At 70.3% G+C, this 23,712-nt stretch carries 21 protein-coding genes; 11 read left to right on the top strand and 10 right to left on the bottom strand.

Translation table 11 applies throughout. The annotated features are described in order from the left end of the window. Positions 1-266: 266 nt before the first annotated feature. The 3 genes from PPSIR1_RS42645 (at position 267) to PPSIR1_RS13705 (ending at position 2,624) form a co-directional block, all read left to right on the top strand. A complete protein-coding gene (locus PPSIR1_RS42645) occupies positions 267-755 on the top strand; it encodes a Spy/CpxP family protein refolding chaperone (RefSeq protein WP_006971680.1) in 489 nt (162 codons plus the stop codon). Positions 756-816: 61 nt separating this feature from the next. Beyond that, positions 817-1,488, top strand: a complete 672-nt coding sequence (locus tag PPSIR1_RS13710) for a response regulator transcription factor (RefSeq protein ID WP_006971679.1) — start codon at positions 817-819, stop codon at positions 1,486-1,488. After that, positions 1,485-2,624, top strand: a complete 1,140-nt coding sequence (locus tag PPSIR1_RS13705; RefSeq protein ID WP_006971678.1) for a sensor histidine kinase — start codon at positions 1,485-1,487, stop codon at positions 2,622-2,624. Before PPSIR1_RS13710 ends, PPSIR1_RS13705 begins: the two co-directional genes overlap by 4 nt. On the opposite strand, the gene PPSIR1_RS42640 is transcribed toward PPSIR1_RS13705, so the two are convergent. Further along, complete coding sequence (locus PPSIR1_RS42640; RefSeq protein ID WP_006971677.1) at positions 2,599-4,092, bottom strand: ferritin-like domain-containing protein; 1,494 nt, start codon at positions 4,090-4,092, stop codon at positions 2,599-2,601. The two genes, PPSIR1_RS13705 and PPSIR1_RS42640, sit on opposite strands and share 26 nt — an antisense overlap. Positions 4,093-4,165: 73 nt before the next feature. Beyond that, positions 4,166-5,587 (bottom strand): DNA repair protein RadA, encoded by a 1,422-nt coding sequence (gene radA / locus PPSIR1_RS13695; RefSeq protein WP_006971676.1) that lies wholly within the window; start codon positions 5,585-5,587, stop codon positions 4,166-4,168. A gap of 103 nt (positions 5,588-5,690) precedes the next feature. On the opposite strand from radA, the gene PPSIR1_RS13690 reads away from it, so the two are divergent. After that, positions 5,691-6,785 (top strand): fatty acid desaturase, encoded by a 1,095-nt coding sequence (locus PPSIR1_RS13690; protein ID WP_232296481.1) that lies wholly within the window; start codon positions 5,691-5,693, stop codon positions 6,783-6,785. Between the two features lie 3 nt (positions 6,786-6,788). On the opposite strand, the gene PPSIR1_RS13685 is transcribed toward PPSIR1_RS13690, so the two are convergent. Both PPSIR1_RS13685 and PPSIR1_RS13680 read right to left on the bottom strand, forming a co-directional pair. After that, positions 6,789-8,051, bottom strand: coding sequence for a hypothetical protein (locus PPSIR1_RS13685; protein ID WP_006971674.1), 1,263 nt, complete (start codon positions 8,049-8,051; stop codon positions 6,789-6,791). A gap of 179 nt (positions 8,052-8,230) precedes the next feature. Beyond that, positions 8,231-8,662 carry an SEL1-like repeat protein gene (locus PPSIR1_RS13680; protein ID WP_006971673.1) on the bottom strand — a complete coding sequence of 144 codons (432 nt, stop codon included), beginning with the start codon at positions 8,660-8,662 and terminating at the stop codon, positions 8,231-8,233. 133 nt (positions 8,663-8,795) lie between these two features. Between PPSIR1_RS13680 and PPSIR1_RS13675 the strand changes: the two genes are divergently transcribed. Next, entirely contained in the window at positions 8,796-10,130 is a 1,335-nt protein-coding gene (locus PPSIR1_RS13675) for a cytochrome P450 (RefSeq protein WP_006971672.1), read from the top strand. 239 nt (positions 10,131-10,369) lie between these two features. On the opposite strand, the gene PPSIR1_RS13670 is transcribed toward PPSIR1_RS13675, so the two are convergent. The 4 genes from PPSIR1_RS13670 to PPSIR1_RS13655 all read right to left on the bottom strand — a co-directional run bounded on the left by PPSIR1_RS13670 (position 10,370) and on the right by PPSIR1_RS13655 (position 16,135). Then, positions 10,370-12,379 carry a TIGR04551 family protein gene (locus tag PPSIR1_RS13670; protein WP_086001304.1) on the bottom strand — a complete coding sequence of 670 codons (2,010 nt, stop codon included), beginning with the start codon at positions 12,377-12,379 and terminating at the stop codon, positions 10,370-10,372. Between the two features lie 343 nt (positions 12,380-12,722). Then, positions 12,723-14,030 carry an NAD(P)/FAD-dependent oxidoreductase gene (locus PPSIR1_RS13665; RefSeq protein ID WP_053335360.1) on the bottom strand — a complete coding sequence of 436 codons (1,308 nt, stop codon included), beginning with the start codon at positions 14,028-14,030 and terminating at the stop codon, positions 12,723-12,725. A 40-nt stretch (positions 14,031-14,070) separates the two neighbouring features. Then, complete coding sequence (locus PPSIR1_RS13660) at positions 14,071-15,639, bottom strand: NAD(P)/FAD-dependent oxidoreductase (RefSeq protein WP_269744709.1); 1,569 nt, start codon at positions 15,637-15,639, stop codon at positions 14,071-14,073. A gap of 238 nt (positions 15,640-15,877) precedes the next feature. Further along, positions 15,878-16,135 (bottom strand): acyl carrier protein, encoded by a 258-nt coding sequence (locus tag PPSIR1_RS13655; protein ID WP_006971668.1) that lies wholly within the window; start codon positions 16,133-16,135, stop codon positions 15,878-15,880. 568 nt (positions 16,136-16,703) lie between these two features. Between PPSIR1_RS13655 and PPSIR1_RS13650 the strand changes: the two genes are divergently transcribed. Further along, entirely contained in the window at positions 16,704-17,543 is an 840-nt protein-coding gene (locus PPSIR1_RS13650; protein WP_006971667.1) for a glycoside hydrolase family 3 N-terminal domain-containing protein, read from the top strand. Beyond that, positions 17,447-17,797 carry a glycoside hydrolase family 3 protein gene (locus PPSIR1_RS42635; RefSeq protein ID WP_420813359.1) on the top strand — a complete coding sequence of 117 codons (351 nt, stop codon included), beginning with the start codon at positions 17,447-17,449 and terminating at the stop codon, positions 17,795-17,797. The genes PPSIR1_RS13650 and PPSIR1_RS42635 overlap by 97 nt, the downstream gene beginning before the upstream one ends. 30 nt (positions 17,798-17,827) lie before the next feature. On the opposite strand, the gene PPSIR1_RS13645 is transcribed toward PPSIR1_RS42635, so the two are convergent. Then, positions 17,828-18,856, bottom strand: a complete 1,029-nt coding sequence (locus tag PPSIR1_RS13645) for an AAA family ATPase (RefSeq protein ID WP_006971665.1) — start codon at positions 18,854-18,856, stop codon at positions 17,828-17,830. A 68-nt stretch (positions 18,857-18,924) separates the two neighbouring features. Then, positions 18,925-20,049: an MBL fold metallo-hydrolase gene (locus PPSIR1_RS13640; protein WP_006971664.1), complete on the bottom strand. Its 1,125-nt coding sequence runs from the start codon at positions 20,047-20,049 to the stop codon at positions 18,925-18,927. Positions 20,050-20,245: 196 nt separating this feature from the next. Here PPSIR1_RS13640 and PPSIR1_RS13635 point away from each other — a divergent pair, with 196 nt between their 5' ends. From PPSIR1_RS13635 to PPSIR1_RS13620, 4 genes are all read left to right on the top strand, one after another. Next, on the top strand, positions 20,246-20,632 hold the full coding sequence (locus tag PPSIR1_RS13635; protein WP_157595523.1) for a hypothetical protein: 387 nt from the start codon (positions 20,246-20,248) through the stop codon (positions 20,630-20,632). 199 nt (positions 20,633-20,831) lie between these two features. Further along, on the top strand, positions 20,832-21,380 hold the full coding sequence (locus PPSIR1_RS13630; RefSeq protein WP_006971662.1) for an OmpA family protein: 549 nt from the start codon (positions 20,832-20,834) through the stop codon (positions 21,378-21,380). Positions 21,381-21,398: 18 nt separating this feature from the next. After that, a complete protein-coding gene (locus tag PPSIR1_RS13625; protein WP_006971661.1) occupies positions 21,399-21,749 on the top strand; it encodes a hypothetical protein in 351 nt (116 codons plus the stop codon). Positions 21,750-21,896: 147 nt separating this feature from the next. Next, the gene (locus tag PPSIR1_RS13620; RefSeq protein WP_086001300.1) at positions 21,897-23,708 is read left to right on the top strand and encodes a methyltransferase; all 1,812 of its coding nucleotides are present in this window, start codon (positions 21,897-21,899) and stop codon (positions 23,706-23,708) included. Positions 23,709-23,712 lie beyond the last annotated feature (4 nt).

The following is a 23,712-nucleotide window of genomic DNA, read 5'->3' as shown; positions in this document are numbered from 1 at the left end:
ACCTCGGACCGGGGACGCTTCGTCGCTCCGCTCCTCCTCTTTGGCTTGGTGGGCAATGAAGTTCGTGCCTTGGAGAAGGCTCGTGGTCGCCCCCGCTCGCGGGGGCGTGGATTGGTTCGCGGTCGTCGTGGAGGCGGGTGAGGGCTAGGGCCCCCCAGCTGGGGGAGCCCGGGGCCGCGCGGGCCGACTTCACACTTCTTCATGGTGGCGGGTCTTGGGCCAACACACTCGAGGGTCAAGCTGGTGACCAACGAGGAGACACCACCATGTTCGGATTCATCATCGGAGTTGCAGCCAGCTTTGGGGCCTACGCCTACTTTCGCCGCCACCGCGGCCACTACCGCGACCACGGTCGCTACGGTCACCGCGGCCGTCACGGCTGCGGACGCCACGGCCGAGGCCGCCGGGGCTGGGGCGGGCGCTGGGTCGAGCGCATCGCCGACCTGATCGACGCGAGCCCGGAGCAGGAGCGGGTCATCTCCGACGCCGCCCGCGAGCTGCGTCGGGACCTCGAGGGCATGCGCGACGAGGGCAAGGCCTCGCGTCGGGACCTGGCCGACGCCTTTGGCCCGGAGCGCCTCGACGAGGAGCGCCTCGGCGAGCTCTTCGCCCGCCACGACGAGCGCTTGACCGAGGCGCGCAAGAGCGTGGTCGGGGCGCTGGCCAAGGTCCACGACGCCCTCGACCCGGACCAGCGCCAGCGACTGGCCCGGTGGCTCGCTCGGCGCGGGCCGATGGCGGGTCCCTACCGCTGAACCGCCAGGGAGCCGGCGGGCGCCCCTTTCGGGCGCGCCCGCCTTACCATGGAGACCGCCCATGGCCATCCGCGCGCTGCTGATCGACGACGACGCCCGGCTCTTCGAGCTGCTCTCGGGCTACCTCGGCCAAAACGGGGTCGAGCTCGAGCACGCCGTCGACGGAGCCGCGGGCCTGCGGGTGCTCGCCAACGAGTCCCACGACGTGGTCTTGCTCGACGGGATGATGCCGGGGATGGACGGCCTCGAGGTGCTCCGGCGCCTGCGAGCGCGCAGCGCCATCCCGGTCTTGATGCTCACCGCCCGCGGGGACGAGGCCGATCGCGTGGTCGGCCTCGAGCTCGGCGCGGACGACTACATCGCCAAGCCCTTCTCGTCCCGGGAGCTGCTCGCGCGGCTGCGGGCCGTGCTCCGGCGCATGCACCCCGAGGTCGGGCGCGAGCGCCTGTCAGCCAACGGCGTGGTCGCGCTGATCGGGACCCGGGAGGTCCGGGTCGAGGGCGAGGCCGCCTCGCTGACTGGGCTCGAGTTCGACCTGCTCGTGGCCTTGCTGCGCCGGGCGGGCAGGGTCGTGACCCGAGCGGCGCTCTTGCACGAGGCCGGGCGCGACGACACCGTGGTCAGCGAGCGGACCGTCGACGTGCACATCTCGAAGCTGCGCAAGAAGCTCGGCGGCGACAAGATCAAGACCGTGCGCGGGGTCGGCTACGTGTTCGGGCGGGGTGAGGGGTGAAGCCGCGCTGGCGCCGGCCCCCGGCCTTCGTGTGGTGGTTTCAGGCCAGCCTCAAGCGCCGCCTGTTCACGGCGCTGGGCATGGCCGTGGCCGTGGGCGGGGGGCTCGGCTACGCCCTCCACGCCTGGCTCGCGCCGAGCGCTGTGGCGCTGCCGGTGGCCCTGCTGTGCGCCACGGCGGTGCTGTGGATGGCCGCGGGGGTGATGGCTTGGGGGGTGACGCGGCCGCTGATGGAGCTCGCCTCCGTGGCCCGGGACCTGGGCGAGGGCAAGCTCGACCGGCGCATGAAGCTGAGCCGCTTTGGGGCCGAGAGCCGCCGCGAGCGTGGGCGGCACGGGCATCGCGGATCTGGACCTGGACATGGGCACCGGTGGCACGGGCGCAGGCATCACCACGGCGAACACCCGAACGAGCTGACGATCCTCGCCAACGTCGTCAACGACATGGCCGAGCGCATCGAGGCCCAGGTCGAGGGCCAGCGCGAGCTGCTGGCGAGCGTCTCCCACGAGCTGCGCACGCCGCTGGGGCACATGCGCGTGCTCATCGACACGGCTCGAGACGGGGAGGGGGCGCCGGGCCCGGTGTTCGACGAGCTCGAGCGCGAGGTCGTCGAGCTCGACGATCTCGTCGACCAGCTCCTGGCCCACTCGCGCCTGGAGTTCGAGCGGGTCGAGAGCCGCCGCCTCGATCCCGTGTCTGTGGCGCTTCGGGCCCTCGAGCGGGTGGGCGCCGACGCGAGCAAGCTCGAGCTCGAGTGGCGAGAGGGCCGGGACGAGGGCGCCGCGCTGCCGACGATCGAGGGCGACCCGACCTTGCTGGGCCGCGCCCTCGCAAACTTGCTGGCCAACGCGCGCAGCCACGGACACGGGCTCACGGCACTGCGCGTCTACGAAGCCAGCCTCGACGGCGGCCCGGCGCTGGCCTTTGGCGTCGAGGACCGCGGGCCCGGCTTCGCCGAGGGCGAGCTCGAGGGCGTGTTCGAGTCCTTCGTCCAGGGGCGCGCCCGCGAGGGCGGCTCCCTGGGTCTGGGCCTGTCCCTCGTCGCCCGGATCGCGCGGGTCCACGGGGGCGAGGCGCGGGCCAGCAACCGCGAAGGCGGGGGCGCGCGGGTCAGCTTGCTGCTGCCGCTGCGCTAGCGCGGCCCCGGAGCGCGGCGACGCAGGGCTCGAGCACCGTGTCCAGGGCGCGCGTCCGCAGCTGCGCGCGCAGCTCGTCGTCGAGCACCCCATGGCGGCGGAGCGAGGCCGGCAGGCCGCGGGCGGACTCGGACCGGCGCGCCTCGTCGATGGCCTGGTCGAGGCGCGCGAGGGCGAAGGCTCGCAGGTTGGGGCCGTCCGCGTCGATCATCCACCGGAGCGCTCGCCAGCCCAGCTGGGCGTGGCGCAGCTCGTCCTTGGCGATGCGCTCGAGGGCCGCGGCGATCTCGGGGTCCTCGGCGTGGCTCGCCGCCTCCGCGGCCTCGAGGGCCGAGAGGGTCTCCTCGACGCAGGCTTCCCGGATCAGCGCGTCGACGATCGCAAAGCGATCGAGCTCGGCATCGAGGGCGCCGTGGATCGGCAAGGGCCCCGGGCCGACCGGCCTTCCGAGGTAGGCGCTCGCCAGGCCAAAGGCGAGGCGCGCGTGCTCGATCTCGTCGCTGGTCGCCCGCCGGGCCTCGGCGAGCAGCTGCGGTGGCGCGCCGAGGGCCATCAGCTGCAGGGCGAAGCGGGCGAAGGAGGCGACCGAGGCGTGCTCGAACAGGCCGACCTCGGTCCAGTAGTCCGCGAGGGTCCGACGCAGCGCCGTCGGCTCGGGCGCGCTCTGGACGCTCCAGTCCGTGCGCGCGGCGACCGAGGCGACGCGGGCGTGGCCCTCGACCAGCAAGGGGCGGCCGCACGCGCCCTGGCACCACTCGGGCGCCTCGCAGGTGCCCACGTTGCACTCCCACGGCTCGGTGGCTCCCCCGTTGTCGCAGGCCCCAGGCTCGCAGTCCTCGTCGAGGTGACACTCGGCGTTCGGGGCGACGCAGCCGACGTGGTAGGCCGTCCCTCCGCAGATGCCGGGGGCGTCGCTCAGGCCACACAGCCCGTCGCCGCAGGAGTCCGAGTTCGCGCACTCGCTCGGCTTGCAGTACGAGCGCTCGCCCGTGACCCCCGCGCACACGCAGATGGCGTCGGGTCCACAGTCGGCATCGGCGGCGCAGCCGTAGTTGCAGCTGCAGCCTTCGGTGGCGGAGAAGTCGTCGAACCAGTAGTTGCAGCTGCCGTAGGGCGCCTCCTCGCAGTCTGCTGCGGTCATGCAATTGGAGACGAACTGCCCGCCCTCCGTCTCGCCCTCGGTCTCACCGCCCGTCTCACCGCCCGAGAGGCACTGGGCATCGTCGGTCTGGGCAGGCACCACGCACTCGACCGCCTCGGCGCGATGCACGAAGCCGTCGGCGCACTCGACCCACCCGCTCGGGACGTCGCCGGTCTGCATGAGCGGCACTGGGTCCGCGCAGGCGTAGGTCTCTCCATTGCCGTCCGAGCCCTGCTCGTTGCTCGACTCGTCGTCGCTGCCCGGCGTCGCGCTGCAGCCGAGCGCGAAGAGGATGCTCAGGTAGGCCGCGTGCAGCTTCGTCGTCATCGCCTCGATCCTACGCAAGGGGGCGCCCGCGAGGCTCGGAATTTCTTGCACGCGCCGTGGCCCGGAGTGCCGCTCAAAACGCCCGCTCGACCGCCTGGGCGACGCTGTCGACCCCGACGATCGCGAGCCCCTCTTGGGGGCTCCCCGCGGGCACGGACTTGCTCGGCACGATCGCCCGGCGAAAGCCGAGCCGCCGCGCCTCGGCCAGGCGCTCTTCCATGCGCGGCACCCGACGCAGCTCACCGGTCAGCCCGACCTCGCCGATGGCGATCGTGCCCCGGGGGATCGGCTTGCGCAGGTGCGAGCTGGCCACGGCCAAGAGCGCGGCCAGGTCCGCCGCGGGTTCGCTCAGGCGCAGCCCGCCGGCGACGTTCACGAACACGTCCTGGTCGACGACGAACAAGCCGGCGTGGCGATCGAGCACGGCCAAGAGCATGGCCAGGCGCGAGGGATCGGCCCCGACGCAGGTGCGCCGCGGCGAGCCCCCGGGGCTCGGGCCGAGCAGGGCCTGGATCTCGAGCAGGAGCGGGCGCGAGCCCTCGAGGGAAGCCGTGACCGCCGAGCCGATCGCCTCTTCGGGGTGATCGGCGAGGAAGACCTCGCTGGGGTTGGGGATCTCGCGTAGGCCCTGGCTGGTCATCTCGAACACGCCGAGCTCGGCGGTGCTGCCGAAGCGGTTCTTGCTCGCGCGGAGCATGCGGGTGGCTCGCTCCTCGTCGCCCTCGAAGGCGAGCACGGTGTCGACCATGTGCTCGAGCAGGCGCGGGCCCGCGAGCTGGCCGTCCTTGGTCACGTGGCCGACGATGATCACCGGGATGGCCCGGCTCTTGGCCCAGCTCAGCAGGTGCCCGGTGACGCTGCGGATCTGCCCGATGTTCCCGGGCAGCCCGTCCTGGGCGTCGCTGTAGACCGTCTGGATGGAGTCGACCACGAGGGCCTTGGGCTTGCGCGCCGTGGCGGCGTCGAGGATGGCCTCGATGCGGGTCTCGGCCAGGAGCAGCAGGCGCTCGTCCGCGGCCGTGAAGCTGCCCCCGCGCAGGCGCTTGGCCCGGCCGGCGACCTGGGCGATGGACTCCTCGCCGCTGGCGTAGAGCACCGGGCGCTCGTGGGCGTGATCGTCGTTCACGCCCACGAGCCCGGCGCAGGCCTGGAGGATCAGCGTGGACTTGCCGATGCCCGGCGCCCCGCCCAGGAGCACGAGGCTGCCCGGGACGAGCCCGCCGCCGAGCACCCGGTCGAGCTCGGCGATGCCCGTGCTCAGGCGCTGGGCGTCCGCGAGCTGCTCCTGAGCGGCCGTCACTGGAACGACGGCGCCCTCGCTGCTCGCCCCGGGCGTTGCGAGCACCACTCGCTCTCCGGCCGCGGGGCGCTCGACCTGCTCTTCGATGGTGTTCCACTCGTGACAGCTCGGACACTGGCCAAACCAGCCGCGCGTGGTCGCGCCGCAGGCCGTGCACTGCCAGATCGTCTTGGGCTTTTTCGTCTTGCGTGCCATCGGGTCCTCGGGGGCAGGGGCGGGAGTCTACGCGGTCCCTGAACCAGGCTCGCGCACGGGTGTGGTGCAGATCGCGCGACACTCCCGTGATAGCGTGCGCGCGATGGGCCAGTCGATCCGCGATCTCGATGAGCCGTCCGCGGGCCCCAAGGCGGCCTCCGGAATCAGCTTCCTCAAGCGCGTGCTCGAGCCGCCCTCTTACGGCTGGGAGCAGCGCCCGAGCAACGCGCAGATGTGGCGGGAGCTCGCGTCGCGGGTGAACATCTTCGCCTCGCGCAAGAACTGGCTGGGCTTCACCAACTGGTTTTGGACCCTGGCCCTCGCGCCCTTCATCGTCCTGTTCTTCGCCTACTACTTCAGCTGGTGGGGCCTGGTCGTGGGCTTCCTCTACAGCATGGTCGGCATGGGCACCTACGGGACCATCTGGCTGCACCGCTACGGCACCCACAAGGCCTTCACCTTCAGCCACCCGGTGTGGCGCTTTGTGACCCGCAACCTGGTCATCAAGGTCGTCCCCGAGGAGATCTACATCATCTCCCACCTGGTCCATCACGCCGTGCCCGAAAAGCCCGGCGACCCCTACAACGCGACCTTCGGCGGGCTCTACTGCTTCCTGGCCGACTCCCTCCACCAGCCCATCGCGCAGGACCTGTCGCGGGAGGAGTACGCCCGGGCCGTCGGCTTCGTCGAGCACACCGGGATCATCGTCAACAGCTACGAGCAGTATCAGCGCTGGGGCTCCATCGCCCACCCGGTGTGGATGACGGCCGCCTTCGCCTTCAACTGGCTGTTTTGGTACGCCGCCTTCTACCTCATCGGCGGCCACGCCCTCGCCGTGACCATCTTCGGCTCCGCGCACATCTGGGCCGTCGGCATCCGGACCTTCAACTTCGCGGGCCACGGCGGCGGCGAGGACAAGCGGGTCGAGGGCGTCGACTTCAACCGCCGGGACCTGTCGATCAACCAGTACTGGCCGGGCTACGTCGCTGGCGAGTGGCACAACAACCACCACCTCTACCCCAACAGCGCCCGGGCGGGCTTTTTGTGGTGGCAGTTCGACCTGGCCTGGGTCTACATCAAGACCCTCTCGCGCCTGGGCATGGTGTCGAGCTACCACGACCACCGGCCGCGCTTTTTGGCCCGCCACTGGCAGCCCTACGTCGAGGCCAAGAAGGCCGCGGCGTCCAGCGCCGAGTGAGCCTCACCAGGGGATGAAGCCGCAGCTCGGCTCATTGCCCGCGCCGTTGAAGTTCGTGCTCGCGCTGCCGAGGTTGGGGATGCCTGCGACGATGGCGTCGACCTGCGCCTGAGGCAGCAGGGGGTTGGCCTCGATGTCCAGGTCGCCGACGGTCTCGAGCTTGGCCAGGGCGCTGATGTCCGTGAGCGCGAGGTTGCCCCAGATGTCGAGGTTGGCGACCTCGGTGAGCTGCTCGAGCCCGGCGAGGCTCTGGATGTGGGCGAGGTTCTGGGGGTCGTAGCCGTCGGGGTCGACCTCCGTGGGCCCCTGGCAGTAGCCGATCGTCAGCTCCGCGCTGACGCGCTCGAGGTTGTCGAGGCCGCTCAAGTCGACGTAGTCACCGGCGAGGCCGAGGATCCACAGGTAGCGGGCGTGGACGAGGGCCTCGAGGCCCTCGACGCTGTCGATGGGCGAGTTTTGCAGGCTCAGCCCGAGGGTGTCGTCGGGCAGGGCGGCGAAGGCCGACAGCCCGGTGAGGTCGCCGCCGAGGACCTCGTTGTTGAGCAGCACCACCCGAACCGGGAGCTCGGAGCTGACGCTGGTGATCCCGCCGAGCCCGTCGACGCTGGTCAGCGCGTCGTTGCCGGCGACGAAGATCGTCGACTGGATGCCGCCGCCCCAGGCGTGCAGCTCCCACTCGCCCTGCACGCCCTCGAGGCTGAGCAGGTCGGGGTTGTTGCTGACCGTGAGCCCGTGCAAGCGCCGCAGGCCGCCCAAGCCCGCGAGGGACTCCAGGCCGGCGTTGCCCGAGACCTGGACACGGTCGCGGACCTCCTCGAGGGCGTCGAGGCCCGAGAGGGTGGTGAGCCCGGTGTTGTGGATGATCGTCAGGCGCTGGCCCACGCGCTCGAGGGAGGCGAAGGCGTCGAGCTCGGTCAGCTCCGTGCCTTCGATGTGGAGATCGCCGGTGATCTCGACCAGGCAGCTCGCCGCCTCGAGCTGAGCTGCGCTCACGCTGCCGCTCAGGGTGAAGTTCCCGTCGTGGATCTCGGGGCAGGGCGGCGGCCCGGTGTCCGTGGACTCGCTGCCTTCGTCGGTGGACTCGGTGGTCTCGCTATCGGTGGACTCGGTGGACTCGCCATCGGTCGACTCCGTATCGGTCGAGCCGGAGCCCGTCTCGGTGCCGACCTCGTCGGCCCCTTCGTCTTGGCCGGGGTCGATCGCCGGCCGCCCACAGGCCGCGAGCGTGATGGCGACGGACGCGAAGACGCTCGGGCGCAGGTGCATCCTCGAATGCTAGCACCGCCCATGCGCCCCCGAGCTTGTCAGCCCATCCGGGACACGCCCGGGCGCGAGGTCTTCGCTGGCGCGCCCCGACGGGCCGTGGATCATCATCTCCGGGACCCAGCTCGAGCTCTACCCGCACCTCGCGGACGCGCGCGCGAAGCTCGAGCGAAGCTAGCCCCTCAGTCGCCCGCACCCTCGAGCGCCTCGCAGGCCAGCTCGATGTGTCCCGCGCACCCAGCCTCGAGCCACCCGCGCCAGTCCTCGTTCGGGTCCCCCTCCCACCACAAGCCCAGGGCCGTGCACGCGCTCGGGTTCCCTCCCTCGCAGGCGAGCCCGAGGTAGTAGAGGCCAAAGGCGATGTCGTGGACGGCTCCGTCGCCGATGAAATGCTTCCACCCGACCCGCCAGCAGCTCATCGCGGGGTTGGCCAAGCACGCGTGCAGGTAGACAAAGGCCGCGGCCTCGTAGTCCCCACCTTCGCGGTAGCCGTCCGCTCGGCTCAGGCACCGCCCGGGCCGCCGCTCGCACTGCCTCGCGGCTTGCCGAACCTCTCGCGGCGCCGCGTAGCCTGGGACCGCCGAGAGTTCGAGCGGGGCGCACCCCGAGCCCACGCAAATCAGGAGCGGAGCGAGAGCCAGACCGAGACGCCGCACGACTTCGAGTACGCGCGAGCTCGAGCCCCGATCCACGGGCGATGGCAGCGGGGTTGTGGACGAGCGGCCGGGCCTCCTAGGATCCACGCCGATGGACAGCCTGCGCGTGCTCTCAGACATCCCCGACGCCCCCGGGCGATTGCCTGGCGTCGGCCACCTCGTCGCGATGTCCCGCGCCTGGCCGAAGCTGCTGCGCGAGGTCGCGGGGGGCGGCGAGCCGCTCGTACGTCTGCGCATGCCCTTTGGATCCGACATCTACCTGTGGCCTCGTCCCGAGGCCCACGCCTTGCTGCTCGACCGTGAGCTGAGCTCGGTCGGGAGCGCGGAGCTCGGCGCGATCATCATCGGGCACACCTCGATGCTCAGCTCCGACGGGGCCGATCATCGCCGACGGCGGGCGTCCTCGAGCGCGCCCTTCACCCCCAAGGGCCTGTCGATGACCGGCGTCAGCGCGGTCATCGCCGAGGTCGTGGGTCGGCGGATCCCGGCGATGATCGAGCGGGGTCAGGTGCGCGTACTCGACGAGACCCAGGCCCTGAGCCTCGAGGTCCTATTTCGTGTCCTGGGTGTGCCCGGGGACGAGCTCGACGAGTGGGTGTCGCGCTACGCCATCATGGTCCGCGGGGTCCTGACCCCGGAGTGGAACATCCCTGGCATGCCCTACCGCCGCGCGATGAAGGCCCGGGCGTGGGTCGACGAGCGCCTCGCCCAGCACATCGACGCGGCCCGCCGAGACTCCGAGTCGACGGGCTTGATCGCCGAGCTCGTCCGGGGGCGCGATGAGGACGGGGCCGGGCTCGACACGACCGAGCTGTTCGACAACCTCCGCTTGCTGGTCCTCGCCGGGCACGAGACCACGGCCTCGATCATGGCCTGGATGGTCGCCTACCTCGTCGAGCACCCCGCGCTCCACCGACGCCTGCTCGACGAGGCTCGCGCGAGCGAAGGCCTGCCGCTCACGCCCAAAGCGCTGCGCGCCTACCCCCTCGCCGAGGCCTTGTTCCGCGAGTGCCTGCGCCTGCACCCGCCCATCTCCTTCGTCACCCGTACGACCCTCGCACCGACGACGGCCGCGGGCTACGCGATCCCTGCAGACGTCGTGCTCGGCGTGCCGCTGTGGCTGTTCGCTCGAGACGGCGAGGCCTTCGCAGACCCCGAGCGCTTCGATCCCGATCGCTGGATTCGAGACCAGCGCAAGTTGACGCCCGTCGAGCTCAGCGCCTTCGGTGGTGGATCGCACTTTTGCCTCGGCTACAACATGGCCCTCGTCGAGGGCGTGCAGTTCATCGTCGCCCTCGTTCGCCAACTCGAAGCCGCTGGCGTTCGCCCGCAGATGGACGGCTTCCCGCGCGAGACCTACCTGCCGATGGTCCGCCCCCGCGCCGCCGACACGGTCTGCCGCTTCGCCCGATCTCCGACTCGGTGACCACGGGCGGGCAGGAGGGCGAGACCTCGCCGGGCACGAAGACGAGACCTCGGCGTACGCGGGACGAAGTCGAGACCTCGGCAAGCACGAAGACGATCGTCACCCCCGCCAGACGACGCCCCCCTCGGGGGGCGACCACAGGCGGACTAGAAGGCACGAACCCCATTGCCCACCGGCCCAAGCGGAGGAGCGGACAGCGACGAAGCGTCCCCGGTGCAGGAGCGCCTGCGGGGGTAAGGCTAAAACCGGATGCCGATTTGGCCCTGGACGGTCTGGGCCGCCTTCGCGTCCAGAATCTGCACCGACGGCCCGTTGACCGTCTCCAGCGTCACCTCGGGCTCGAAGGCCCCGAAGGGGAACATCGCGCCGTACTGGACCTGGACGAAGATCGGGTCGTCGTTGTCGTGGTAGCGCAGCGCGCCGGCGAGCTCGAGGCCCCACAGCGACTTGTTGCCCGCGAGCGTCCCGGCGTTGTTCATGGCGCCGGCGAACTCGATGTCGAGGCGGGCGCTGAAGTTTTTCTGGAAGAAGTAGAACGCGGCCCAGGGCTTGACGTAGCCGGCGTTGGACACGGTCCCGAGCAGCTCCTTGAACAGCAGCATGTCCTGGACGTAGGCCGGGTTGAAGCGGAACGCGGTCAGGCTGGAGCCGCCGCCGAGCCCGTCGTTGGTGCCCGGGAAGGCGTCGGCGTAGTTGGTCGCGTTGGGCGGGGTGCTGTCGCCCGAGGCGATGCCGTGGTCGAGGCCGATGTGGAAGCGGTCGTCGAACAGCCCGTACTTGAACTCGAGGGCGTAGCCGAACTGGAGGATGCGGGTGTCGTCGACGCCCGTCGCCGTGGCCAGCGCGTCGTCGAGGTCGGCGGGCGCGGTGTCTTCCTGCTCGGCGTGGCGGAAGCGGCCGGCGACCATGGCCCCCTCCATCTCGATCCGCAGCGTCCGCCAGTTGATGCGCAGCCACAGGTCGGGGGTCACGGTCCAGGCCCGGCGGTGGACCAGGGCCGCGGAGTAGCTGGTGTCCTGGTCGAACTGGCCGAGCTGGCCGGGGGTGTAGCCGAGGGCGGCGTCGAGGGTCTGCCAGCGCAGCCAGCTCTTGAGGCCGTAGTTGACCACGGGCACGCCGGCGCTGAGCTTGCGGCGGAGCATGCTGGGGTCGTCGCGGCGGGCGATCCACGCGCTGACCTGGTGGACGTTGTCGTACTTCTCGGCCGAGAAGGTCTGGGCGACGAGGTTGCCCGACTCCCACTGCGGCCCGAACAGCTGCGCGGTGGTCGGGCCGCTCGCGGCCCAGTCGTAGCTCAGGCCGACCTGGATGGCGTTGCGCTTGTCCGCGCCGAAGTCGAAGGAGGCGCGCACGGAGTCGACGGAGTCGCCGTAGTCCGTGTCGACCATGCGGGTGATGTCGGCCACCTCGCCGCGGTCGTAGCCGTTGCCGTCGTTGTAGACCAGGCCCATGCCCCAGTGGTTGGGCATGCGGCCGACCTCGAGGGTGAGGCCGAAGCCGAAGCGGACCTCGCCCCAGGCCCGCTTGACGACGATCGAGTCGTTGAGCGAGTCCGTGCCCTGGACCGGCGGGAGCTGGGTCCGGGTGAACAGGTCGATGGGCGCCCACGGGTTCGCGCCGTAGTAGGCGTCGGGGGTGCTGCCGAGCACCAGGTTGTCGAGCATGTCGACCTGGGCGTGGACCTTGACCGTGTCGGTCACGTGGATGGTCGGCTCGAGGCGCAGGCGCAGGTTGGCCCCGCCCGTGCCCCGGCGCCGGGCGCAGCGGTTGCCGATGCGCTGGGCCGACACGCCGTTGGCCAGCAGCTGGTTGGTGCAGTTGGCGTCGTTGGGCAGGGTCGCGCCGGGCTCGGTCGAGCTCAGGTCAGGCTCGGGGGTCTCGGCCGGGGGCAGGAAGAACTTGTTGGTGTCTTGCTGCAGGCCCTCGGGGGTGATGTTGAGGTCCAGGCGGTGGAAGTAGTCGGCCCGGGTCCGGAAGTAGCCGTGCAGCTCGAAGAGCTGAGCCCGGCGGCGCCCCTCGGGCTGGGCCGGGACCGGGACCACGGGCGCGAGGGCGCCCTTGTCCTTGGGCGCGGCCTCGGCGGGGCCGTCCTTGTCATCGCTCGGGCCAGCAGGCGCGCCGGGGCCCGCCGGCCCGGCACCTGGCATGCCGCCCACACCGGGGGGCGGCTGGTTTGCGAGTACCGTCGCGGGCAGCCCCCAGACGAGGGCGGCGGCAGCAAGGCTCATGAGTCGCCGAGAGGTGGGCATGAAAGGCGGGGCACGATAGCGGCCCCCCCGGGCACCGTCAACACGCCCAGAAACGCCGATAGCAACCAAACTGGGCCAAATTGGCCGCTGTGGAAGGATCCGCGTGGCTCGCGTGGGGGAGGGCTCACGTCCCAAAGAGGCGCGCTGAAAGCCCTGCCTCACTCCCGCGTTGAGGTGGCTTCCCTGCTCCTGTGCGACTGAGGCCCTTCGGCCTCGGCCTTCTCCAACCCGAGGCCTCTCGGCCTCGGCCCTCTCCAACCGAGGCCCCAAAAACACCCCGAGCCTCGCGGGCGAGCGAGGGCCAAATAGTGGAGTCCATCGAATTTTGAGCGCCTCTTGGCGCTCAAAATTCGATGGATTCCAGAATTTTGATCGTGTCCTCTTCGTCTTCCTGGCCACCCACGAGGGTGTGGAAGTTCTGCGAGCGGTTGGTCAGGCCCGCCGCGACGCGCATCAGCTTCTGCTCTTGCTTGGACTCGAAGCCCACGGCCGTGCGCCCGGCCTCGCTGACCTCCGGTGGCATGTAGCTGGGCAGGGCCATGGACCGGGCCATGTCCGCGCGCATCAGCAGCTGGTGCGAGTACATGGCCATGGTCCGCTCGGTGTCCTCGGGCCGCTTCATCGCGCGGTCGATGGCCCACGAGGCCAGGTTGGCCGTGTAGAAGGCGAGCACGATGCCCTGGGAGAACACCGGGTCGATGAAGGTCGCGGCGTCGCCGATCATCAGGTAGCCGGGGCCGGCGGCCTGCTTGACGCGGTAAGAGAAGTCGCGGATGGCCGAGAACTCGCCCTCGTAGGTGGCGTCCTCGAGCAGCTGGTTGATGATCGGCGTGGTCGAGCAGGTCTCGCGGTAGTAGGCCTCGAGGGACTCGTAGTTGGCCTTGGCGCGGGCGAGCTCCTCGCGCGAGATGACCAGGCCGACGCTGGTGTTCTCGCGCATGGTGATGTGCCACAGCCAGCTCCACGCCCCGTCGCCGTCCTTGAGCGCGGTCACGAAGGTCGTGGGCTTGATCTCCCGGGACTTCTCGAAGGGGTGGGCCTTGCCGTCGAGGGCGACGTACTTGGCCCCCTTGAAGTAGCCCCACAGGCTGACGAAGCGGAAGTCCTCGTCGATCTCCCAGATGTCGAGCTGGCGCCCGAGCACCGAGGCCTGGCCGCTCGCGTCGACGACGAACTCGCACTCGATCTCGCCGTCGGTGGCGGCGTCGATGTCTCGCCAGACCACGGTCTGCTTCCCGCCCGCCTCCTCGGCGAAGCGCACGGACTTGACCATGACCCGCTCGAAGGTCTTGGCCCCGTTCTCCTGGCAGTGCTGGAACAGGATGTGGTCGAAGCGAGCGCGCTCGACGTGCAGGGCCCGGCGGTCGTAGGCGAAGTCGGAGAAGGAGACCTGCTGGATGCGGCCGTTCCAGACCACGGTCCCGCCGGTCTTCTCCTGGAAGCCCTCGGCGAGGATCTTCTCGCTGACGCCGAGCTCGTCGGTGTAGCGCCAAAAGTGAGGGATCAGGCTCTCGCCGACGTGCTCGCGGGGGTGCTTGGCCTTCTCGAACAGGACCACGTCGTAGCCCTTCTTGGCCAGCTGAGTGGCGGCGCTGGTGCCCGCTGGGCCTCCGCCGATGATGACCACGTCACACGCGCTGGGAATCTGCATCTGTCCGTTCACTCGTCGTTGTTGGGGGGGCCAGGCTGCCCTAGGCCGGGGTGTCGCTGGGGATCCAGGGGTCGACCTGCTCCTTGCGCCAGCGCTCATGGTTCTCGGGGACCCCGAGGAAGAGGTCGTGCACGTCCGGCGTGCGCATGGCCCACTCGACGCCGTCGAACTCGGGCTCGGGGCGCAGGCGGACCTCGAAGTCGTAGTCCTCGATCAGCTTCCAGAGCTGCTTGGCGCACGCGTCGGCGTCGATGGTGCCGTCGGCGTAGGCGCTGATGCTCGCGTAGCCGGCCTCGATCAGCGCCTTGTAGCCCTGGGGCTCGTACTCGCTGGTGATGTAGTCCTCGACGAGCTCGTACTTGGAGTACTTGCCCATCATCAGGTGGCTGGCGAAGATCGACTCGAGGGCGTGGAGGCCGATGGCCCACAGCCGGACCCAGGCGTTCCACAGGTTGTAGTTGGACCACGACTTGTACGAGCCGTAGATCAGCATGTCGGCGTAGCGCAGCCGGCGGACCATGGCCTTCTCGACGTCGAGGAAGTCCTCGCGGGCGAACTCGTCGGTCTCGAGGGCCTTGCACAGCGGGTCGACCAGCTTCGAGACCGCGGTCACCGTCATGATCAGGCCGATCGAGTAGAGCGGGTCGACGAAACCGTAGGAGTGGGCCATCAGGCAGTAGCGATCGCCCACGCACTGCCGGCTCGAGTGCTGGATCTTGGGCGCGCGGATCCACGGGCGCACGGCCCGGGCGTCCTCGAACTGCCGGGCGATGCTCGGGTACTTCCCGACGAACTCCGCGAACTCCTCCTCGGGGCTCACGTCGTCCCGGGGCGGGTAGCGGTCGGCGTCGAGGGTCAGGCCGACGCTGGCGACCTTGTTGGTCGCGCCCTCCCAGTTGTCGAAGGCGATGACCCAAAACCACCCGCCGTCGAACACGTGGTGGTTGGTGCCCGTCGACCACGGCTGGCTGAAGGGGTTGTCGACGCAGTCGTCGTAGCTCTTCACGTCGGTCATGTGCGTGAAGATGGTGCGGGTGTTGGTGCGCAGCGAGGTCGGGCGCTCGGCGAGCTCGTGCTGCTTGATGAAGGGGCTGCGCGGGCCGGAGCCGTCGATGAGGTAGCGGGCGCGGAAGCGCTGGCCCTTGACCGTGGACACGGTGACCCCGTCGTCGTCCAGCTCGACCGAGGACACCCGGGTGTTCTCGAGGGCATCGGCGCCGTAGCGCAGCGCGGCCCGGAAGATGTAGGTGTCGACGTCCTGGCGGTAGAGGTGGTTCTCGTCGCGCCACACGTTGCCGAACAGGTTGTTCTCTTCGGGCCGGTTCTCCTCGCCCTCGCGGTGGTAGAGGAAGCAAAAGGCGCGCTTGATGCCGCAGGTGGTGCCGATCTTCTCGCGGATGCCCTGGGGCCCGCGGGCGAGGGTCAGCAGCTCGGGGATGCCCGTCTGCGCCGCGAGGTGCTCGAAGGTCTGTGAGGTCAGCGGAACGGTGGACTCACCGATGGCGAACTTTGGATGGGCAGCGCCATCAATGATCAGGACACTATGGCCTTTGTGGGCCAGGATCGTCGCAGCCATCGATCCCGAGATGCCAGAACCGATTACGATCACGTCGTATTTGTCTTTGATGTCCGAAGTACGCACTTTTTGGGTCTCCCTCGCCGTGGCTCACCGCGACCGATGCAGGCGCAGCTTAACACGTTGACGATCCTTGTCTCGCTCTGGGGCCGGTCTCTCGCTCTGGAATGACTGTACTCCTGGCCTCGTGGCGTGCCAACTGTTGCTCCGAATCGCTAGCCGACGGCGTCGAGCCAATGCATTGTCTCGCGCCGCCGGCTCCGGGCAATTGTCAACCCTGGCGCGTGCGCACCAGGGCGGCGATCGACGAGATGGTCGCCATGTTCTGAGGCCGGAGATCCGTGGGCTCGATCTTGATGGAGTACTTGGTCTCCATGAAGTCGACCAGGCTGAGGATCTGCAGGGAGTTGAGGATGCCCCACTCGAGCAGCGGCGACTCGGCCGTCAAGTTCCCGTCGTCCTGGTTGTCGAGGATGTTCGAGATGATGTACTCGCGGATGTCGGCTTCGATGGTGTTCGCTTCGGTCATGTCGGACTCAACTTGGGTCGGGCGAGGGCCCAGGGGAAAACGGAGAGCAGGGGCAGCTCACGTCGGCGGGAGCGGACGCGGCGGGCTTGGAGCGCGAGACGAGCGAGGCCGCGCACCACCCGAGGGTGCCGCGCACGCAGGGCCGCTGGCCATGGCAACCACCATCGAGTTCGCCCCCCACGGGGACGAGTGAGCAGCACTGCTCGCGATCGTGTGTGAAGCCTCCATGGCGTGCATCGACCAGTTCCTGATTCGTGCCAGCTTGGCACTCGCCCTTTCGCTGCGGACCAAGTCTTGATCACCAGCCCGCGCGTGTCTAGCGAGACCTCCAGGCTGGAGGCGCTCGCGGATCGGTTCTGCGCGCAGTGAGGCGAGACAATCGCGCTAGTTTCGCAACGCCTGCCCGGGGCTTCGTCGACCCCGGATGCGCGAGCCTGCGCCTTGGTCGCCCACGGCAGGGCCCCGAGCTTCGGCCCGATGCAGGCCGCCCCATGGGCGGTTGGGGCGTGAGTTGCGCCAAACGCGGCCTGTAGGCCTCGCCGCGGAGTCGCCGGGGTACCCTGCGCCCGTGAGCAGCAAGTGGCATCCTGGCCAGCTCTTGTTCGTGGGCTTTCACGGCCTCGAGATCCCGCCCGATTTGCGCGAGCGCGTGCGTGAGGGCCGGGTCGGCGGCGTGATCCTGTTCAAGCGCAACATCGGGGACCCCGCCCAGGTGCGCCGCGTCGTCGCCGAGCTCCACGCCCTCGCCCCCGCCGACGCGCCCTTGACCGTGGCCCTCGACCAAGAGGGCGGTCGGGTCCAGCGTCTGCGCGACCCGTGGACCGAGTGGCCGCCGATGCGCACCCTGGGGGCTCGCGCGCCCGAGGACACGGCTCGCTTCGCCCGGGCCCTCGCCCTCGAGCTGCTCGACTGCGGCTTCGACCTGGACTTCGCGCCCGTCGTCGACGTCGACAGCAACCCGGACAACCCCGTCATCGGAGACCGGAGCTTCGCCCGCGACCCGGCCACGGTCGGGGCCCACGGGGCGGCCTTCATCCGCGCCATGCAGGCGGCCGGCGTGGCGGCCTGCGCCAAGCACTTCCCCGGCCACGGCGACACGGACCTCGACAGCCACCTGGCCCTGCCGCGCCTGGACCTGGACCTCGAGCGCCTCGAGCGGGTCGAGCTCCCGCCCTTTAGCGCCGTCATCGAGGCCGAGGTGGCGACGATCATGACCGCCCACGTGCTCTTCCCCAAGCTCGACGCCAGCGCCCGGCGACCCTCTCCCCCGAGGTCATGGGCTTGCTGCGCGACCAGCTCGGCTACGACGGCCTGGTGCTCAGCGACGACATCGAGATGCGCGCGGTCGCGGATCACTTCTCGGTCGAAGCGCGCAGCGTCGGCGCCCTGCGAGCCGGCGTCGACGTAGTCTTGGCTTGCTCGGCGGCCGACCTGCGCGAGGAGTGCCTGGCGAAGCTCGAGCGTGCGCCGGACGGCGTGGTCGAGGACGCCCTGCGCCGCCTGATCGCGTTCAAGGAGCGCTTCGCGGCGCCGAAGGTCGTGGCCCTGACCGAGCCGGGGCCGCCCTTTGCGAGCCACCGCGCGCTGGCGTCGGCGCTGCGCGAGGGGCAAGAGCTCGAGGGCGTCGCCGGGCCGAGCTTCGACCCGACCGAGCGGGCCTGAGCGAAGCCGCGAGCGCTCTCGCGTGGGAGCTCAGGGCAGCACGGCCTCGAGCACGCGGGTGAGGATCTCGTCGCGGCTGACCCCGCGGCTCTCGGCGGCGAAGCTGGGCACGAGGCGGTGGCGGAACACGGGCCGGACGAGGGCTCGGACGTCGCCGATCGACACGCTCTCGCTCCCGCGCAGGGCCGCCCGGGCCTGGGCCGCGAGCACGAGCTGCTGACCCGCCCGCGGCCCGGCGCCCCAGCGCAGCAGCTCGCGCAGGCCGGCGGGGCAGCGCTCCTCCGTGGGTCGGGTCGCGCGCAGCAGGGCGACGACGTGGTCGACGACCGAGGGCGGGACGGGGACCCGGCGGACCAGCTCCTGGAGGCGGGTGAGCTCGGCGGGGGTGAGCACGGGGGTGATCGCGGCGCGCTGGTCCACGGCCGCGCTCGAGGCCATGGCGACGATGCGCCGCTCGGCGTCCTCGTCGGGGTAGTCGACGAGGATCTCGAGCATGAAGCGGTCGAGCTGGGCCTCGGGCAGGGGGTAGGTGCCCTCTTGCTCGATGGGGTTTTGGGTCGCGAACACGTGGAAGGGCGGCGGCAGCGGGTGGGTCTTTCCGCCCGCGCTGACCCGCGCCTCCTGCATGGCCTGGAGCAGGGCCGCCTGGGTCTTGGGCGGGGTCCGGTTGATCTCGTCGGCGAGCAGCAGGTTGCAAAACACCGGCCCGGCGATGAAGCGGAAGCTCCGGCGGCCGCTGCCGTCCTCCTCGAGCACCTCCGAGCCGGTGATGTCGCTGGGCATCAGGTCGGGGGTGAACTGGATGCGCGAGAAGTCGAGCTCGAGGGCCTCGGCGAGGCTCGAGACCAGCAGGGTCTTGGCCAGGCCGGGCACGCCGACGAACAGGGCGTGGCCCCCGGCGAACAGGGCGATGAGCAGGAGCTCGACGACCTCGCGCTGGCCGACGACGCGGCGCTCGATCTGCTCGATCAGTCGGTCGTGGGTGCGCGCGACCTGGGCCAGGGTGTCGAGGTCCGAGGGCGCACCAGCGGAGGTTGTGGAAGGCTCGGGGGCGGTCACGGGCAGCGCTGGGTATACCGCCTGGGACCAGGCCTGCAAACAGCCGATGGGGCAGGGTCCGTGGAGGTCTAGAGCGGGGGCGCGACGCGGATGGGGTCGAGGCTCAGCGCGTCTGTGCCGAGCTCGCGGGTCGCCAGCTCGCGCCACCACGGCGCCGTGCACTCGACCCGCGAGGGCTCGATCGGCGCGCCGATCTTGGGCATCAGCAGCTGCACGCCCCGGCTGGGGGCCAGCTCGAACAGGCGCTCGGCGGGCTGGTCCCAGTCGTGGATGGCGAGGTTGAAGGTGCCCCAGTGCACGGGCAGGAAGGCCCCGCCGCCGAGGAGCGCGAGGGCCTCGAGGGCGTTGTCGGGGCCGAGGTGGATCTGGCCCCAGGCCGGGTGAAAGGCGCCGACCTCGAGCATGACCAGGTCGAAGGGCCCCAGGCGCGCGGCGATCTCGGCGAACTCCGGGGTCAGGCCGGTGTCGCCGGAGAAGAACACGCGGTGGCGCTCGCTGGTCAGCACGAAGCTCGACCACGCGGTGGCGTTGCGATCGTTGAGCCCGCGCCCGGAGAAGTGCTGGCTGGGCGCGGCGCTGATCTGGAGCTCGCGGCGACCGTCCCGGGACACGAGCCGGGCCGACTCCCACCAGTCGAGCTCGTGGATGTTCTGGGCGGGCACGCCGAGGAGCTCGAGGCGCAGGCCGACGCCGAGGGAGGTGTAGATCGGCACGCCGCTGCGCCCGAGCTCGGCGATCGCGGCGGCGTCGAGGTGGTCGTAGTGGTCGTGGGACAGGACCACCGCGTCGAGCTCGGGCAGCTGGGCGACGGTCACGGGCACGGGCTGGAAGCGCTTGGGGCCCATGAGCTGCGAGGGCGAGGCGCGCTTGCACCACACCGGATCGGTCAGCACGCGCAGGCCGTCGATCTCCACGAGCACCGTGGAGTGCCCCAGCCAGGTCGCCCGCAGCCCGGTGTCCGGGGCCTGCGCCCAGCCCGGGCGGGGGTCGAGGGTCGGCAGGGGCTCGCTGGGCATCCGCCGCGCGCGGCTGAAGAAGAACTCGCGCATCACCCCCCGGCTGCTGCCCTCTTGGAGCCCCGGGCCGACCGGCGCGGTGTTGCAAAACTCGCCGTCGACGAAGCGCGGGCAAGCCTCGACGCGCTCACGCCGGGCGCCGGCGTAGAGGCTCACGGGGGAGTGGAGCAGGCCCATGGCTCCACCTTCGACCAGGACACGGGGGCGTTTCAAGCTCCGCCGCGAGAAGCAAAATTGTCTGCGCCGAGACCTGGAAAAAACACGCGCATGGAGCATCCTAGAATCCGTGCAAAGCGACGCAAAGGGGCCCGCAGGTAAGCGAATTACAGCCAATTGGGTTGGCAGCGCCTGGCCTGCCAAGTTCGTTGGCGGCGTGCTCTCGCCGATGATGTTCGCGCTGTCCGCGGTGGTCTTTGGGCTCGCCTGCGCCGAGCCGGGGAGCATCGAGGTCGACCCGGTCAGCGACACCGACAACCCCTTCGAGGTCGGCGCGTCCTATGCCGGCTGTCAGGACGGGACCGACTGCGAGAGCGATTGGTGCCTGCGCCCCGCCGACGAACCCGGCTTTTGCACCGAGCCGTGCAGCCTCGGCGACGCCAGCAGCTGTGAGAAGCCAGCTCACGGCGGGGCCCCGGCCGTGTGCGTGGCTGTAAGCGGTGACGCGGCCTGTGCCCTCGATTGTTCCGCGGCCGAATGTCCGAGTGGAATGCGTTGCGAGGCGGTCGACGTGGGGGGCGAGCCGCGTTCGCTGTGTTTTTGAGCTCGCTACAAATACGCCGAGCGATCGTCTTGGTAGCTCCGAGGGCGGCGCGAGGGTGCGTTAGAGCGCCTCCGCGGGCCCTCGGAGGTCCAGCGGTGTGAGTGAGCGGAAACATTCAACGCATTTTTTCCAGTCCGAGGGGAGGTCTCTCTCTCGGGAAGCGGTTGCGATTCGTGCGTGGGTATGCGCGAATACCGGCATGCGAGCCAAGCTCTTCTCCACCGCGACCGTCGGCGTCGCCCTCAGCCTGGGCATGCTGCTCACGGCTTGCGGGCCGATCGCGTTCAACGACTCGATCCGCTACGCCTCTGCCCCCACTGCTGAGCCCGCGCCCGAGCCCGAGCCCCCCCAGACCGGGCACGCCAAGCTCGAGGGTGATCACATCATCATCGACGGCAAGATCCACTTCGCCCACGACTCGGCCGAGATCCTCGAGGACTCCTTCGAGATCCTCGACGACGTCGCCGAGGTCATGAACGCTCACCCCGAGCTGCCCATGCTCGACATCATCGGGCACACCAGCACCGAAGGCAGCGACAAGCACAACATGGAGCTGTCGACGGCGCGGGCCAAGGCTGTCGCCGACTACCTCGCGGGCCACGGCGTCGACGCCTCGCGCGTGACCTCCGAGGGCAAGGGCGAGACCGAACCGATCGCCGACGAGTCGACGGAGGAGGGTAAGCGACAAAACCGCCGCGTCGAGTTCAAGATCATCAAGCCCGAAGAAGCCCCCGCCCGCGGGAACTGAGCCGTCGAGGAGTCCATCATGAACACGAAATCGACCATCATCCGCGCCAGCCTCTGCCTGGGCCTCGCCGCCCTGACCACCGCCTGCATCGCCCGCGGGCCCGAGGACTACCGCAAGGTCACCCGCTCGGCCGTCGACACCAAGAACGCCGAGATCGAGGGCTGCTTCAACGGCGAGCCTGGCAAGGTCGTCGTCAACTTCACCGTCCAAAAGAAGACCGGCACCGTCGCCGACGCCACCGTCGACGAGAAGGCCAGCACCGCGAGCGCCGAGGTCGGAGCCTGCGTGGCCAAGGCCATCACCGGCGTCGCCATCGAGCGTGGCGACATGCGCGACGGCTCGGCGACCTTCACCTGGGAGAAGTCCTGAGCACCGGCGCTGCCTGAGGCGGCGCCAGCAAAAAACGCGCCCCGCGCAGCGGAAGGCGCTCGTGAGCCGCTTCAGGACTGCCTGGAGCGGCTCTTTGCATGGTTGTCGCAAAAGCCGGGGGCGGAGGGACTACCATCCCGGGTCACGATGTCCGGCACCAGCGAACAGCCTGGGATGTGGGCCGAGCTCGAGCGCGAGTTCCTGGCCTGCCACCGCGACCCGACCAACGTCGCCCTGCACCTCCTGACCACGCCGCTGGGCCTGTTCGGCGCCTTTGGGCTGGCGGCCCTGGTCCACCCCATGGCCGCGGCCGGCCTGGCGCTGGTCTACGCGCTGAGCCTCGTCTCCGTGGCGCCCCGCGGCCTGTGGCTGGCGTCGACGGTCCTGCTCGGGGGCATCGCCGCCGCGGCCATGCAGGCGACCCAGGTCCTCGACGCGCCGTGGTGGGCCTACGCGGCGGCCCTCGCCGCGGGCTACCTGCTGCAGGACGCCGCGCACGGGATCTCGGGGGAGAAGACCTTCCAGAGCACCTACCAGGGCGACGAAGACGGGAAGTTCCAGCGCCTGGCGTTGCGCGATCTGGGCATCCACACCTGGCTGCTCGTGCCCCTGGTGTTCGCCGCCGTCGTGCCCCACCTGTCGCGGCTGCGCGTGTTCCTGCCCCGGGTGCGCATCGTCGACACGACCCTCCACGACGCGGTCGCCCTCGCCGACATCGAGCTCGTGCGCCGCTGGGTCGCCGAGCAAGAGCCGAGCGAGGATCACACGACGCACTGGTGGTTCCACGATCCGCCCGCGGACATCCAGGCCGCGCTCCAGCGCCTGGCCGAGAGCGAGGAGCTGCGCGCCGCCTTCGAGCGCGTGCACCCGGGCTGGGCCGTGGAGATCGTGCCGGAGATGAACGAGATCTACGTCGCGGCCGCCAACGCCCAGCGCAGCAGCGACACGGTCTTTTACATGCCGCACGTCGACGGGCCCTTCGCCGTGTGGCCGTTCGCGACGGTCTACCGCGGCCTGTTGGCGGTGACCGAGAACTCCCGGGTCCAGACCCGCTTCATCCACCCCACGGTCCACAACGAGCCCCTGTCCTACGTGCTGACCAAGGCCGACTTCCTGGCCTTCGACTTCAACCGCGAGCCCCACTACATCTGCGACCTGCCGGGTCGCCAGGACCCCGAGCAGCGCTGCGTGCTCAAGCTCCACTACGTCGTCTACCCCAAGTTCCTGCGCACCTGGGGCGAGCTCCTGGCCCGAGCCACGGGCTACTACGACGACCGCGCCCGGGCGCTCTTCGTGGCCACGCTGACCCCCAAGAACCTCATCCAGCGGGCGGCGACCAACCTGGTGCTGGGGACGACCAAGACCTTCAACTTCCTCGGCCTGCACGCGGGGCTGACCAACCTGGCCTACATCGCGGCCCTGGGCATCGCCAGCGCGGCCAGCCAGTCCATGCTGCCCCTGCTGATCGGGGCCAGCTTCGTCCACTACCTGCTCTACATCGCGGTCTTCCACCTGCGCGAGTCGATCAGCTTCGGCGAGTTCAAGCGGGACGCGCTGCTGTTCCGGACCGTCGCGCACGCGATGCTCCTGGGCCTCTACGTCTCGACCATCGCCAGCCACGGGATCAACTGGTTGTCCCTGGGCCTGATCCTCGGGGGCTACGGCCTGGCCAGCGCGGCGACCTACGCCCTGGGCCTCGACCAGACCTACTTCGGCGTCGAGCTGGGCCAGGTGCAGCCGCGCCGGGTCACCAGCTTCCCCTACAACGTCGTGCCGCACCCGATGATCGTCGGCACCCTCGTGGCCCTCGTCGGCTACTACGTCCACGGGCCCATGCGCGAGCTGGCGCCGTGGCTCGTCCCCATGCACATCGCCTTTTACCTGGTCCACCTCGGGCAGGAGATGCTCGACACGCGCCGGGCGGAGGCGGAGGCCGAGTCGGGCACGGGGGACACCTGAGCAG

The organism is Plesiocystis pacifica SIR-1, assembly GCF_000170895.1.
GTDB lineage: Bacteria > Myxococcota_A > Polyangia > Nannocystales > Nannocystaceae > Plesiocystis > Plesiocystis pacifica.
Note: the sequence above shows the minus strand (reverse complement) of the source record. Positions and strands in the feature narration are given on the sequence as shown.